Here is a 13643-nt window from a genome sequence, read left to right as displayed (position 1 = left end):
CCCATGTCAGTCGTATTAGAACTAAAAAATATTGAAAAACGCTTTGGCGAGGTGGTCGCTCTAGAAGGAATCAATCTCGTGGTGAATAAAGGAGAGTGGACTAGTATCATGGGTCCCTCAGGCTCAGGAAAGACCACCCTTTTAAATATTCTTTCCCTTATGGACACTCCCACAAGGGGTGAATATCATCTTGGTGGTGAGGATGCGAGCGCACTGGATGAAGCCAAGCAGCTCCTCATTCGCCGAGAGAAGATCGGACTTATCTTCCAGCAGTTTCACCTTATCCCCTATTTGAGCGCTTTAGAAAATGTGATGATCGCTCAATACTATCACAGTAGCGTGGATGAGGAGGATGCCAAAGAGGCGCTCCACAAAGTCGGCCTCACCCATCGCCTCACCCATCGCCCTTCAGAGCTTTCAGGTGGAGAGCAGCAGCGCCTCTGCATCGCTCGATCGCTCATTAATAATCCCGATATTTTGCTGGCGGACGAGCCCACGGGGAATCTCGATGAGCAAAATGAAAAGGTGATTTTAGACCTCTTTTGTCGCCTAAGAGAGGAGGGGAAGACGATCATCCTCATCACACACAACCCTGACTTGGGGCGCTATGGCGATAAGGTGGTGAGACTCAGGCATGGAAGGATGGAGGCGTGAGATTTTTTGGGGTAGGAGCCGCTCTTTTTTTGGCGCTTTGGCTTGGCGGATGTAACCCCCAAGGAGTGGCGCTGGGCGAGAGTGCACCAGAAATTTCAACGAAGAATCTTCAAGGCGAAGCGGTGAAGCTGGAAAATTATCGCGGCAAGGCGGTCGTGCTCCGATTCTGGGCAAAGGGTTGCGCCTCTTGCGTCAAGGAGATGCCCTTTTTGGAGGAGCTTTGGAGGGAGCATGAGGAAGAGTTGGTGATTCTAGCCATCAACGCCCAAGATTCTTCTAGGGAGATGGAGGCGTTCAAGGAACAGTATCATCTTGGCTATCCCCTTCTTAAGGATGATCTAGACATCACCACCAAGCGATATGGAGTGGTGGCGATTCCCACGATGTTCCTTATTGATAAAGAGGGACGGCTGCGCGATAAGATCTATGGTGAGCAGCCTTGGGCAAGCACGCGCGGAAGGATTTTGGGAATCCTATGAGAATCTTCGCGCTTGCTTTGGTGATGATGCTTTGGCTTGGGGGCTGCAAGGAGGAGCTTGGGGAGAAGCATCATATGGTTTTAAACCGCGACCAAGGAATCACCACCCGCTTCTCTCCACAACAGAAGCGACTTCAGCTCTCATCCCCCAAGCCCTACCTGCTCTTCTTTTTCACCGCCTCTTGCGGTGCGTGCAAAGAGGCAATTCCCTATCTCAATGCGATTGAGGAGCAATGGGGAGAGCGTTTTGAAGTGATTGGAGTGCTTGGCGGGAGTCGGGGAATCAAGAGCGACTTGGAGTTTTTAAAGCGCCACTCCATTCGATTTAAAGTGCTCTCTGATCCCTCTTCGAGTGACTATCTCAGCCGAGCGGTCGGAGGAGTGATGGGGGTGCCGCTCTTTTTCTTTTTTGATGAGACGGGAGCACCCAAGGAGCACTTTTTGGGCTTGGTGCCCCAAAGGGTTTTGGAAGAAGAGGTGCGCTCACTCCTCTAGGCGAAATTCCGCAGGGAGCAGCTCTTTTTGAGGGGTGCCGATGAAGTAGCCTTGGGCAAAGTCGATTCCCTTCTCTTTGATGAGATCAAAAATAGCTTTAGAGCTGACAAATTCCGCCACGGTCTTGATTCCAAGTTTTTGCGTGAAGGCAACGATAGCATCAATAAGGACATGGGATTGGCCGTGGGTCTCTAGCTTGCTGATGATGGAGCCATCGATTTTGAGGTAGTCAAACTCAAGCTCTAAGAGGTGCTCGAAGTTTGAATAACCGCTCCCAAAGTCATCAATGGCAATTTTAGAGCCATATTTTCCTTTCACAAGGCGGATAAAGTTGCGCACATCGTCATAGTTTCTGATCTCTTCGGTCTCTGTGATCTCAAAGATGAGATAGGGGGCGCACTCATAAACTCTCATGAGAGAATCGATATGCTTGAGCACATCGGCGTGGGTGAGGTCTTCGGTGGTGAGATTCACGGAGATGCTCACTTGGTGCGTCTTGGCGGCAATGGCGGCGTGAGAGAGCATGGTTTGGGTGATGAGAGGGTATTGACGGCTCTGTTTGGCGATATCAAGAAATTGCCAAGGAGCGATGATCGCCCCCTCTTCGTCCATGAGGCGCACGAGGGCTTCATATTTGGAGATGCGGCGATTCTTGACATCGTAGATGGGCTGAAAATAGGAGATGATTCGCTCTTGGCGAATCGCCCCCTGAATCTTGTGAATCCACTCTAGATTCTCCTCTTGGCGCTGCTTGATGAGCAGGGTTTCATCATAGACTTTGTGGAGCTGCTTCTCCTCTCTAGCGTAGCGAAGAGCCATGTTCGCCTTGCCCATGATAGTCTCTTTCTCTGCAGCGCTTCCCGCGGTTGCACTCAAATAGATCTTTCCTGCCTCAAAGAGGATGGGCTCTTGTTTGAGCTGCATGAGAAAGTTTTTGAGTCGCTGGAAGTGATCCTCCTCATCTTGTGGGCTTGGCGTGAGGATCGCAAACTCATCGCTGTGGAGGCGATAGATTCGGTGTTGTTTTTCGCCAAAAGCCTCTTGGAGGAGATGGGCAAAGCTTTTGAGCACCTCATCGCCAATGCTAAGCCCATAAAAGTCGTTGATCTGACTGAAGCCATCAATATTAATGAGCGAGAGGGTGGGGCAGGGGAGGGTCGTGATATCCTCTAGTAGCTTGGATCGGTTAGGGAGGTGGGTGAGGTCATCTTTGATATGACGGGCGATGAGCTGCTCTTTCTCGATGAGCGGCGTGAGGTCGTGACGCACTCCCATGTAGTGGATGATTTTCCCTTCTTGGTCAAAGATAGGGATGATCGTGCTGTGCACAAGGTAGTCTCGGCCATCTTTGGTTCTATTTTTGATGAGGCCTTGCCATGTTTTTCCCGCTTGGATGGTGTTCCAAAGCTCCCTGAAGGTCTCTTTGGGGGTGTCGGGGTGTCGGATGATGTTGTGAGGCTTTCCTAGGAGCTCCTCTTGGGAGTAGCCTGAAATCTCGCAAAACTTCTCATTGGCATAGACGATTCGTCCTTCTAGATCAGTGATGGAGACGATATTGCTCTCATCTAGAGCCTTTTTGTATTCGCCAAGCCAAGCGCTGTCATCCAGTGGCATCCAAGGCTCCTTAGTGCGGTTTTTGGGCAAGGGTGAGTGTGAGGGGGTACTCTCTCTCATTTTTTTGAATGAGATGAAGGCTTGGGTGGTGAAGCCTCTCCTCAAGGTAGCAATAATCCAGCCAAGCGCGAATCTCTTCATAGGAGAATCCTTGATGAAAAACTCCAGGCGTGCCTTGAGGATGGAAGCTTCCATCCTCTTTGTCCAAATCGATGATGGCGAGATGACCTCCAGGGCGGATGGAGCTCTCAAATTGACGAATATAAAGAAGGGGATCAGGGATATGGTGCAAGACCATGTTGCAGACCACTAGATCAAATTCTCCCTCTAGCGCCTCTCCTGCGCGCATGAATTTGGCTTTGATGTTAGGGAGGTTTCTCTCTTGTATCTTTTGGGAGAAGCGATCAATCATTCCTTTGGAGGTATCAATCCCCTCTACATAGCCCACCCAAGGGAGAATCGCCAAAGAGAGCTCTCCTGTCCCGCAGCCATAATCCATCACTCTAAAATCTTCTCGTAAAGGGAGATGGGAGCGTAGAGCCTCAGCGATGGCATTGATCATGAGAGAGCGCTTGGGATTTTCATCCCATGTGGGGGCTTGGGAGTCAAAATGGCTCATGGGTGTTCCTTGTGGAGCGAAAGTGGAGCCAATACTAACCCAAAAAGTTTTATAGATGCCTTTGGAACTTAGGGGCGGTGTTGGCTCGACTTGGATCTAGTAGTGCAGCAGGTGATAGGAGGGGTGGATTTGAGATTGCTCCATCGCCTCTTTGGCACCCCCTTGAGCAAAAAAGCCATACCCCTCTAAAAGGACACTCTTTATTCCCATGGCGTTGGCTCCCAATATATCCGTGTGGAGCGTATCGCCCACCATGGCGATCTCTGAAGCGAGGAGATTCCACTCCTCTTTAGCTCGCGCTAGGGCGTGTTCAAAGATAGAAGGAAAGGGCTTGCCAATAAAGCGCATCTGCTCAAAGAGCACCTCTTCTTCTAAGAGCGTGTAAAAGCCGGGCTCCAAAGAGTATCTCCCCTCGCCTCTAGGTGCGGTGATGTCAGGATTGGCGACCCATATGGGGCGTGCTCTTTGGCGAAGAGTTTTCTTCAGTTTTTCTTGTAAAGCCTCGCTCCAGACGCCGCTCCCTAAAAAAAGAAACGTCTCGCTCTCCCAAAACTCTTCATGCCAGACTCCATAACCCTGAAGGGGGCGCTCTAGCGTCCAAATCTCAGGAGCAATGATTCCATAGCTTGGGGCGGGTTCTCCCAGATGGCGCCACAGCACCTCTCTAGAGCTGATCACTTCATGGGGGGCGAAGTCATAGCCCAAGGCGGTGAAAAAGGCGACAAGTCGCTCTTTGGGGATGGAGGCGGAGTTGGTGAGGACAAAGAGAGGCTTGCCTTTGGCTCGAAGCATCGCGACAAACTCTAGCGCCTCTTTGATAGCCTTTTCACCGACATTGAGCACCCCAAAAGCATCAAGAAAAAAGCCTTTAGAGACTTCAACAAGCTCCTCTTTGGAGGCGAGCATGGTCGCAGGGGGGAGGAGGGGGGAGAGGGGGAGGCGATCACGGATCGATTCGTAACGCCAAAAGCTCTCTAGCGAGGGAAGATGGCTCATAGAATCGCCTTTCTAAGTTTAGAAGAGAGAGCCTCAGAGAGGACAACGGTGCCAAGAATCACCAAAATAATAAGCGAGACTTGAGGCCAAGCTAGCATCCCTAAAGAGGCTTGAAGTTGCAGTCCGATCCCTCCAGCGCCGACAAGCCCTAAAATGGTCGATTCTCGGATGTTAATATCCCATCGAAAAAGGGAGATTCCGAGGAAGGCGGGCATGATTTGAGGGGTGATGGCGTAGTCGATCACCTGAAGCTCTGAAGCCCCCGTGGCACGAATCGCCTCTAAGGGGATGGGATTGATCTCTTCGATTCCCTCATAGAGGAGCTTGGCGACAAAACCGATGGAGCGAAGCGCAATGGCGATGATTCCCGCTAACACCCCAGGTCCAAGGATGGCGACTAGCAAAAGCGCCCAGATAAGCGAGTTGATTGAGCGCGAAGAGACAATGATAAGAAGCGCAAGAGGGCGGATGAATCGGCGCGATGGCGTGGTGTTTCGTGCCGCCAAAAAGGCGATGGGAAAGGCCATTGCAATCCCTAGGAGGGTGCCTAGCGTGGCGATGTTGAGAGTATCCCAAAGGGCTCCATAGAGCTTGTGGATATACTCCCATCGTGGAGGAAAGAGCCTAGAAGCGAGGTCTTGGGCTTGGGTGGGGGCATCTAGGACGAAAATCCAAAGGGTATCTTTGGTCATCTCTTGCCAAGCGAGGATGAAGAGGATAATTCCTCCCAGCCAAAGAAGCCACAAGAATCGCTCTTTTTTTGCATTTTGGCGCGCCCAGAGGATCGATTTTGACTCAGGTTGCATCAGCTCACCGCCTTTCTTAGATAGCCTGAGGCGTATTCGCAAAGCATCACAATGAGGATGATGAGGATCAAAATCGCTCCCGCAGAATCATACTCATAGCGCTCAATAGCCGTGTTGAGGGTGGCACCAATGCCTCCAGCGCCCACGATTCCAATCACGGCTGATTCGCGAAAATTGATATCAAGGCGATAGAAAGAGAGTCCGATGAATCGGGGCATGATTTGAGGAGTGATGGCGTAGTGGAGTCTCTGCCACCACGAAGCTCCCGTGGAATCAATCGCCTCTATTTGACTCTTTTGCACCCCCCTCAATCTCTTCGGCCAAAAGTTTGGCGAGGAATCCGATGGTGGCAAAGGTGAGAGTGAGGAAGCCCGCGAGCGTTCCAAACCCAAAGAGGGCAACCAAAAAGATGGCGACAATCACCTCTTGGATGGATCGCGAGAGGGCGATAAAGGAGCGGCAAAAGAGATAGAGGGGTTTGGGGGAGATGTTGGAGGCGGCTCCGATTCCAAAAGGGATGGAGAGCAAGATTCCTGCTAGAGTGGAGGTGATGCTCATGGTAAGACTCTCAGAGAGTCCTTGGTAGATATCCGTGCCCCTTGAGGTGAAATCGGGTCTTAAGAATCCCTGCAAGAATCGCCATCCGCGATCTAGCCCCTCGTATGCCCTAAGCCAGTTGATCTCTAGAGTGGAGAGCGCGAGGATGAGATAGAGGAGCGCTCCCATTAAAAGAGCGTATCGCATCCAAGGAGAGGGAAGAAGATAGTGGGGAGGGCGCCAAGAGGTGGCACGCGAAGGAGTCATCCTGCAATCTCCGCTTTGGCATAAAGAAGGGAAGAATCTTCGCCCAGAGAGGATTCTTCTTGGTGGGTTTTTTGGAGGGTTTTCCACTCCTCCTCGCCATAAATCTCCGTGAGGGCTCTCTCATCAAGCTCGCTAGGGGCGCCATCAAAGACCACTTCTCCTGCTCTAAGTCCAACGATTCGCTCCATGAAGGCTTGGGCTAGGGGGACATCGTGGATGTTCACAATCGCTAAAAGCTCTTTTTCACGGCAAAGCTCTAATAAGAGCCGCATTACCTGACGGGAGGTTTTGGGGTCAAGGCTAGCGGTGGGCTCATCCACGAGGAGCACTTTGGGCTCTTGGGCTAGGGCTCTAGCGATTCCCACACGCTGTCTTTGACCTCCTGAGAGCTGATCGGCACGCTTGTTGTAGTGCTCTATGAGCCCCACGCGCTCTAGGTAATAAAAGGCTCTCTCCACTTCTGCCTCAGGAAATCTTCGCCAAAAGGTGCGCCAAAAAGAGTGATAGCCAAGGCGTCCAGAGAGGACATTTTCCATCACACTGAGACGTTCAATAAGCGCGTACTCTTGAAAAATCATCCCCATCTCTCGCCGTGCCTCTTTGAGCTTGGTGCGAGAGAGGGAGGGGAGATTGACTCCCTCTAGCCACACCTCTCCTGAACTGGGCTCAATGAGGCGATTGATGCAACGGATGAGGGTCGATTTTCCCGCTCCTGAAGGGCCAATCAATCCGACCACTTGCCCCTTTTTGATCTCCAAGGAGACCCCTTTGAGGGCAATCTCATCCCCCTTGTAGCGCTTGGTGAGATTCTCTATCTTTAGCAAAAAATCCCCTTACTTGCAGGTGTAATTGACATTCATCGCCTCATCAATTTCGCGCACGACCGCCCAATGCTCTTTGAAGGTGATAGGAATGAATCGAGTCTGATTGGCGGGCTTGAACTCTTTTTCTAGCTTGCTGCCTTTCCAATCAAAGGTGAAAAAGGCCTCTTTGATTTTTTCTTGTAGCTCAGGCTTAAGGTTGTAAGCCATGCCATAACCTGTGGTGGGGAAGCTTTGGGATTTGTAGATGCTCACCAACTGCTCTTTTTTCACCACGCCTCGCTCTAGCATACGCACCAAGACGGAGTTGGCAATCGCAGCGGCAGGGTAGTCTTTGTTGGCAACACCAAGGATCGAATTGTCATGTTTACCAGAGAAGACAGGTTCAAAATCCTTCTCTGCCTCTAGTCCATACTGGGCTTTGAGAATCGCCGAGGGAGCCTTGTAGCCAGAGTTGGAGGTCTGAGAGGTGAAAGCCATCTTTTTGCCCTTGAGGTCTTTGGGCTCTTTGATTCCTGAACCGGGATAGGTGATGATCTCCATTTCATAGCCATAAGAGCCATCTTCAGCGGCCATCATCGCAAAGGGTTTGAAGCCTGCGCACGCCACAGCGATGGGGTTAGAGCCTGTATTAAAACCAGCGATATGGAGTCTTCCCGCTCGCATCGCCTCAATTTGGGCGGCATTGCTTTGAACGGGAAAAAACTGTACTTTTCTTCCCGTCACCTTTTCCATGTGAGCCAAAAACTCCGACCAAACCTCAACATAGACGGAGGGGTCTTCTACGGGCGTGTAGGCAAAGATCAGTGTCTTTGGATCCACCTGCTTGGATAGATCACTGGGGGTGTCGGCCACCATATCGCCATCTTTATCTTCGTATCGGTTATCCAGGGAGAATCCTCCCCATGCTAGGCTTGCACCCAAGATTAGTCCTAAAAAGGCTCGACTCGCTCTCATCTCTCTCTCCTTCTTTTGTTTGGTAAATTTTTAACTTGAGATTCTAGGATTCGCCGATTACAGCTTGATTGCTAGAATGCACGCATGAAGGAAGAGGAGATTGGAAATGCACTTTAAAGATAAATTGGTGATAAATGATGTAGCATAGTTTTTTTCAACAGATTGACGAAACTTTTGTGAAGGAAGGTAACGGAATGAACGCTTTATGGCTGTTAGTGATTGGCGTCCTCATGTATCTGGCGGGGTGGTTTTTCTACTCCAAGTTTGTCGCTTCAAAGATTTTGAAGCTAAACGATGAGTTTAAAACCCCTGCGCACGAGTTTAAGGATAACATCGATTATGTGCCCACCAATAAGTTTGTGCTTTGGGGGCATCACTTCACGACCGTAGCGGGAGCCGCACCCATTGTCGGGCCAGCGATTGCGGTGCAATGGGGTTGGCTACCTGCTTTTTTGTGGGTGGTCTTTGGGACGGTCTTTTTTGCGGGAATTCATGACATGAGTGCCCTTTGGGCGAGTGTGCGCAATCAGGGTAAATCAATTGGTACGATTTGCCAGCGATACATCGGCTCCAAGGTTGGTCAGCTCTTTATGATCGTCATCTTTTTGGTGCTTTTGATGGTTAATGCTGCTTTTGGTGTCATCATCGCCCAGGAATCAGTGCGATACCCCACCACCATCATCCCCGCGTGGGGCGCCATTGCTATTGCACTTGTGATGGGACAGGCAATCTACAAATTCAAGATGAATCTTGCACTTGTCACAGTGATCGCAGTCACGGCGCTCTATGCGCTTGTACCTCTAGGTGTGGCGGTGCCTGTGAGTCTGCCCGAGAGTTTCATGGGGCTTGATTCTTTTAGACAGTGGATTGTCATTCTCTTCATCTATTGCGGAATCGCCTCGATTCTTCCTGTTTGGATGCTCCTTCAACCAAGGGATTATGTGAATGGAATCCAGCTCTTCGTGGGCTTGGCGCTCCTTTATGTCTCTGTGGTTATCGTGAGCCCCACCGTGGTTGCTCCAAGCCTCATCCCTGCAATTAAAGAGCCGGGTGGTTGGAGCATCATCGTGCCGATTCTCTTTGTCACCGTGGCGTGCGGAGCGATCAGCGGATTCCATGGAATTGTCTCTAGCGGCACCACTTCTAAGCAGGTGGACAAGGAGAGCGATGTTCGATTTGTTGGTTATCTAGGGGCGGTGGGCGAGGGCTCTCTTTCGCTTGCAACGATCATTGCATGCGTTGCAGGCGTGGGGCTTTTAGCAAGCGGAGGCGACCTCAATCCCTCTTCATGGGCGAGCCTCTACAAAGGCGGTGCGGTCAACTTTGCCAATGGAGGCGGGGCGATCATGAGCGAGGGAATCGGACTCCCCTTTGGTGTCTCGCAAACCCTGCTTTCGCTTATGTTGATTCTTTTTGCGGCGACTACGATGGATTCGGGAATCAGACTCCAGCGCTACATCATCCAAGAGTGGGGCGAAATCTATAAAATTCCTGCACTTCGCGGCAAAGGGATAGCGACTATCGTAGCAGTGGCACTCTCTTTCTTTTTGGCGATCAATGGCGTGGGTGCAGGGGGCAAAAATGAGGTGGCGATTTGGCCTCTCTTTGGAGCGACTAACCAGCTTCTTGCCTCTCTCACGCTTTTAACGGTTTCGGTGATTCTTATTAAGAGCAAGCGCCTTGGTGGATCGCTAGTGACCCTCATCCCGATGAGTTTTGTTTTGACTATGTCTTTTTGGGCAGCCCTTGTGAAGCTCGGAGACTATTTCAAAGCGCAAAACTGGCTCCTCTTTGGAATCAATATTGTGGTGATTGCTGTCACTGTGATGGTCGTCCTCTCGGCGCTTTCGACCATTGCTCAGATCTTGCGCGAACAGAAAAATGAAGCTCATTCATAAGTTTGTCGCTTTCTCCAAGGGATTGGATGAGTATTACGCCTCGAGCTATCGGGGCGTGCTCGCCAAAAGCCAAAAGGAGATTGACGATTTTTTTATGATTATCACTTTTTCAGAGATGATGGGGATTCCTAATCCCTACGAGCTCTACACGCTAGAGCTTTTGCCTGAACTCATGCCCAAATTCCACGTGTGGCATCAAAAGGTGGGGCTCAATGAGTCTCCTTTTGAGAATTTCCCCTGCACGTGTTGCTAAAGGTCTCCCATGTCGCTTCAAATTCCTCGACTCCTTTTTGTCGGGGGCAAGGGGGGCGTGGGTAAAACCACGCTCTCTAGCTCCATCGCTTCGCTCCTAGCCCAAAGAGGCGAAAAGACCCTTCTTGTCTCCACAGACCCTGCGCACAATCTCGGCGACATTTTCGAGAAGAGGCTAGGGAACGAAGCTCTAGCGCTAAGCGAAAATCTTCACGCCATCGAGATTGATCCGCGCCAAGAGGTGAAGCGCTATATACAAGCCGTAGCGAGTGACACCAAGCGCTTTGTTTCGGCCAACTCCTATGCGATGCTGGACAATTACTACCAATCCATTGCCAGTAGTGGAGTCGCACAAGAATCAGCCCTCTTTGATCGTCTTATTCGTCTCATCATTGAGCCTGATTCTAGGTGGGATAGAATCGTCGTGGACACCGCCCCTACGGGTCACACTTTGCGCCTCTTTACTCTGCCTAAAACCCTCAAAGAGTGGAGCAAAACACTTCTTAGTCAGCAGGAGAGGGGAGGAAAGATCGAGAGTGCATTGGGGCATCTAAGCGATTCTTCTTCTAATATCATGCTGCGTCTAGAGGAGCGTTATCTGCGCTACAGTGCCTTTAATAATCGCCTCAAAGACTCCAAAGAGTGCGGGATTCTCTTCGTGCTCAACCCGGAGCATCTCGCCATTGAAGAGACCAAGCGTGCACTTCACTCCCTCAAGCATGAGAGTCTTAAGCCCTACGCGCTCATCATCAACAAAATCATGCCCCCCAGTCACGACCCCTTTTTTGCCAAGCGAGGAGAGAGCCAAGCACGCTATTTGGCTGAGATTGATGAGGTTTTCAAAGGGGAGCGGCTTTGGAAGATTCCACTTCAAGATGAAGATATTTTGGGTCGTGAGGGCTTGGGGCTTATTGTCCATGAGCTGGAGCGGTGCCTCAAGGAGGAGAGATGAAGATTGGGGTTTCGGCCTGTTTGCTTGGAGTCGAGTGCAACTGGAGTGCAGGGCACAATCGCTACCCTTTTGTGAGTGAAGATTTGGCTAAATATGTCGAGTATGTGCCGCTCTGTCCCGAAGCTCCCGTGCTTGGCGTGCCAAGAGAGACGATTCGTCTTGTGAAGGAGGAGGGGAGAATTAAAGTCAAAGGACACAAGAGCGAGAGAGACTACACCCAGCCACTGACGCAAATCTCACAAGAGTATCTTAAGCGCCTCAAAGAGGAGGGGGTCTGTGGCTTTATTCTCAAAGCCAAATCCCCCACCTGTGGGATGGAGAGGGTGAAAGTCTATAATCCTCAAGGGATGCCAGAGCGCGAGAGTGAGGCGGGAATCTTTGCCAAAATGTTGCGTCAAGCCATGCCACACCTCCCTATCGAGGAGGATGGACGACTCTATGATGCATGGATCAAAGAGAATTTCATCATGCAGATTTTTGCCTACGAATCATGGCGCCTCTTTTCTCTCTCTTCGCCAAAGATGGGGGATTTAGTCCATTTTTATACGCGCTATAAATTCCTCTTGCAAGCCAAAGATGAGCGACTCTATCGAGAGATGGGGCGCGTGGTCGCCAATAGTGATCAAAAGCCTCTAGGGGAGATTCTCTTGCAATTTGGTGAGCTCTTTTTGCAGGCGATTGCTAAAAAGAATAAAATCTCCACCACCTACAATGTGCTAGAGCACTGCGCGGGCTTTTTGAAGAATCATCTCACTCCCACCCAAAAAGAGGAGCTAAGAAGCGCCATGCAGGAGTTTAGAGAAGGGATTGTCCCTTTGGTGCTGCCTGTGAGGCTTTTGCGCCTCTATGCCAAGCAATATGGAATTGGCTACCTACAAGATCAGATCTTTTTTGAGCCTTATCCAAGGGACTTTGCCCTTCGCTCGGACTTGAAGGCCTATAAGTGAAGAGCCTCATTTGGTTTCGTCGTGACTTGCGCTTAGAAGACAATCGCACTTTTGAGCAAGCCTCTGGCGAGGTGCTGCCTCTTTTTATCTTTGATTCCCACCTGCTCTCTCCCCTGCCCAAGGAGGATCGGCGCGTGGGTTATATCTATGGGGAGGTGATGAGGTTAAAGTCAGAGCTTAGGGCGCGCGGACTAGATTTGGCGATCTTTTATGGAGAGCCTTTAAAGATTCTCTCTAGGCTCAAAGAGCAGGGATTCTCTAGGCTTTTTGCCTCGCAAGATTATGACTCATACGCGCTTTCTAGGGATGAAGCAGCAAGAGAGCTTTTGGATTGTCGCTTTGTTCTTGATAACTACCTCTTTGACCCCAATGAGGTGCTTAAAAAGGAGGGTTCACCCTACACTATCTTTAGTGCCTACTACAATCAAAGCCTCAAGATTCTCTCTGAAGGGCACTATGCTAAAGGGTTGGATCTTCCCAAAAAGCTCGCTCCCTATCCTATCCCCGCCCCTCCCTCTTTAGAATCGATGGGCTTCTCTCCTCTGCCTCTTTTGGAATCTCTGAAAATTCTTCCCCAAAAGAGGCTGGAGGAGTTTTCATCCAAGATCACGCGTTATGCCTTGGATCGAGACTCTCTTGAAGCCGAGGCCACTTCGGGGCTATCGCTCTTTTTGCGCTTTGGCACGCTAGGGGTGAGAGAGGTTATAAGAAGACTCAAGGTGTGGCAAGAAGAGGGAATCAAGGTCGCTCCTTTTTATCGTCAGATTCTTTGGAGGGAGTTTTATGCGATGCTCCTCTATCACTTCCCTCATAGTGAGCGAGAGGATTTTAAGCCCATGCAGATGAGGTGGAGCGAATCTCAAGAGCGCTTGGAGCGATGGCAAAAAGGAGAGTGCGGAGTGCCGCTTGTGGATGCGGGCATGAGGGAGCTCAATCACACGGGGTTCATGCATAATCGGGCGCGGATGGTCTGTGCCTCGTTCCTCACTAAGAATCTTCACCTCCATTGGAGTTGGGGCGAGCGCTACTTTGCCTCCAAGCTTTTGGATTATGATGTGGCTCAAAATGCCGGTAATTGGCAGTGGTGTGCGGGGAGCGGGGCGGATGCTCAGCCTTTTTTCCGCATCTTTAATCCCTACACCCAAAGCCTCAAATTTGACCCCAAGGGAGAGTATGTGAAGCGCTGGATTCCTGAATTAAGGGGAATCTCTACTCAAAACTGGAGCAGTGAGGAGCGGTGGGAGGGGCTAAAAGAGCGCTATCTTGCTCCTATAGTGAGCGCCAAAAGAAGTGCGCAAGAGGCGAAGGCGATGCAAAACACTCTCCGTGTATCTTCATAAAAAGGCTTTT

Annotated in this window: 16 protein-coding genes; 8 read left to right on the top strand and 8 right to left on the bottom strand. The window is 50.6% G+C overall.

The window, feature by feature from the left end; translation table 11 throughout:
* The first annotated feature begins 3 nt into the window (after positions 1-3).
* Genes WS_RS07375 through WS_RS07365 form a run of 3 tightly spaced genes read left to right on the top strand, consistent with a single transcriptional unit; the run spans position 4 to position 1627 of the window.
* A complete protein-coding gene (locus WS_RS07375) occupies positions 4-654 on the top strand; it encodes an ABC transporter ATP-binding protein (protein ID WP_011139386.1) in 651 nt (216 codons plus the stop codon).
* The gene (locus tag WS_RS07370) at positions 651-1133 is read left to right on the top strand and encodes a peroxiredoxin family protein (RefSeq protein ID WP_011139385.1); all 483 of its coding nucleotides are present in this window, start codon (positions 651-653) and stop codon (positions 1131-1133) included. Before WS_RS07375 ends, WS_RS07370 begins: the two co-directional genes overlap by 4 nt.
* Positions 1130-1627, top strand: a complete 498-nt coding sequence (locus tag WS_RS07365) for a TlpA family protein disulfide reductase (RefSeq protein WP_011139384.1) — start codon at positions 1130-1132, stop codon at positions 1625-1627. The genes WS_RS07370 and WS_RS07365 overlap by 4 nt, the downstream gene beginning before the upstream one ends.
* On the opposite strand, the gene WS_RS07360 is transcribed toward WS_RS07365, so the two are convergent.
* From WS_RS07360 to phnD, 8 genes are all read right to left on the bottom strand, one after another.
* A complete protein-coding gene (locus WS_RS07360; RefSeq protein ID WP_011139383.1) occupies positions 1616-3241 on the bottom strand; it encodes a GGDEF domain-containing phosphodiesterase in 1626 nt (541 codons plus the stop codon). The two genes, WS_RS07365 and WS_RS07360, sit on opposite strands and share 12 nt — an antisense overlap.
* Positions 3242-3251: 10 nt before the next feature.
* The gene (locus tag WS_RS07355; protein ID WP_011139382.1) at positions 3252-3860 is read right to left on the bottom strand and encodes a class I SAM-dependent methyltransferase; all 609 of its coding nucleotides are present in this window, start codon (positions 3858-3860) and stop codon (positions 3252-3254) included.
* Positions 3861-3956: 96 nt separating this feature from the next.
* Positions 3957-4856 (bottom strand): HAD-IIA family hydrolase, encoded by a 900-nt coding sequence (locus WS_RS07350; protein WP_011139381.1) that lies wholly within the window; start codon positions 4854-4856, stop codon positions 3957-3959.
* Complete coding sequence (gene phnE, locus WS_RS07345; RefSeq protein ID WP_011139380.1) at positions 4853-5662, bottom strand: phosphonate ABC transporter, permease protein PhnE; 810 nt, start codon at positions 5660-5662, stop codon at positions 4853-4855. The genes WS_RS07350 and phnE overlap by 4 nt, the downstream gene beginning before the upstream one ends.
* A complete protein-coding gene (locus WS_RS11085) occupies positions 5662-5964 on the bottom strand; it encodes a PhnE/PtxC family ABC transporter permease (RefSeq protein WP_011139379.1) in 303 nt (100 codons plus the stop codon). The genes phnE and WS_RS11085 overlap by 1 nt, the downstream gene beginning before the upstream one ends.
* The gene (locus WS_RS07340) at positions 5936-6466 is read right to left on the bottom strand and encodes a PhnE/PtxC family ABC transporter permease (RefSeq protein ID WP_011139378.1); all 531 of its coding nucleotides are present in this window, start codon (positions 6464-6466) and stop codon (positions 5936-5938) included. Before WS_RS07340 ends, WS_RS11085 begins: the two co-directional genes overlap by 29 nt.
* Positions 6463-7290, bottom strand: a complete 828-nt coding sequence (gene phnC, locus WS_RS07335) for a phosphonate ABC transporter ATP-binding protein (protein ID WP_011139377.1) — start codon at positions 7288-7290, stop codon at positions 6463-6465. Before phnC ends, WS_RS07340 begins: the two co-directional genes overlap by 4 nt.
* Positions 7291-7299: 9 nt before the next feature.
* Complete coding sequence (gene phnD, locus WS_RS07330; protein WP_011139376.1) at positions 7300-8244, bottom strand: phosphate/phosphite/phosphonate ABC transporter substrate-binding protein; 945 nt, start codon at positions 8242-8244, stop codon at positions 7300-7302.
* Between the two features lie 194 nt (positions 8245-8438).
* Here phnD and WS_RS07325 point away from each other — a divergent pair, with 194 nt between their 5' ends.
* Genes WS_RS07325 through WS_RS07305 form a run of 5 tightly spaced genes read left to right on the top strand, consistent with a single transcriptional unit; the run spans position 8439 to position 13633 of the window.
* The gene (locus WS_RS07325; protein ID WP_011139375.1) at positions 8439-10142 is read left to right on the top strand and encodes a carbon starvation CstA family protein; all 1704 of its coding nucleotides are present in this window, start codon (positions 8439-8441) and stop codon (positions 10140-10142) included.
* Positions 10126-10395 carry a cory-CC-star protein gene (locus tag WS_RS07320; protein ID WP_011139374.1) on the top strand — a complete coding sequence of 90 codons (270 nt, stop codon included), beginning with the start codon at positions 10126-10128 and terminating at the stop codon, positions 10393-10395. The genes WS_RS07325 and WS_RS07320 overlap by 17 nt, the downstream gene beginning before the upstream one ends.
* A 9-nt stretch (positions 10396-10404) precedes the next feature.
* Complete coding sequence (locus WS_RS07315; RefSeq protein ID WP_011139373.1) at positions 10405-11346, top strand: ArsA family ATPase; 942 nt, start codon at positions 10405-10407, stop codon at positions 11344-11346.
* Positions 11343-12293 carry a YbgA family protein gene (locus tag WS_RS07310; protein ID WP_011139372.1) on the top strand — a complete coding sequence of 317 codons (951 nt, stop codon included), beginning with the start codon at positions 11343-11345 and terminating at the stop codon, positions 12291-12293. Before WS_RS07315 ends, WS_RS07310 begins: the two co-directional genes overlap by 4 nt.
* Positions 12290-13633 (top strand): cryptochrome/photolyase family protein, encoded by a 1344-nt coding sequence (locus WS_RS07305; protein ID WP_011139371.1) that lies wholly within the window; start codon positions 12290-12292, stop codon positions 13631-13633. Before WS_RS07310 ends, WS_RS07305 begins: the two co-directional genes overlap by 4 nt.
* Positions 13634-13643: the final 10 nt, after the last annotated feature.

Source organism: Wolinella succinogenes DSM 1740 (assembly GCF_000196135.1).
In the GTDB taxonomy this organism is placed as follows: domain Bacteria; phylum Campylobacterota; class Campylobacteria; order Campylobacterales; family Helicobacteraceae; genus Wolinella; species Wolinella succinogenes.
The sequence above is the reverse complement of the archived record's forward strand: the minus strand, read 5'-3'. Positions and strand labels throughout refer to the sequence as shown.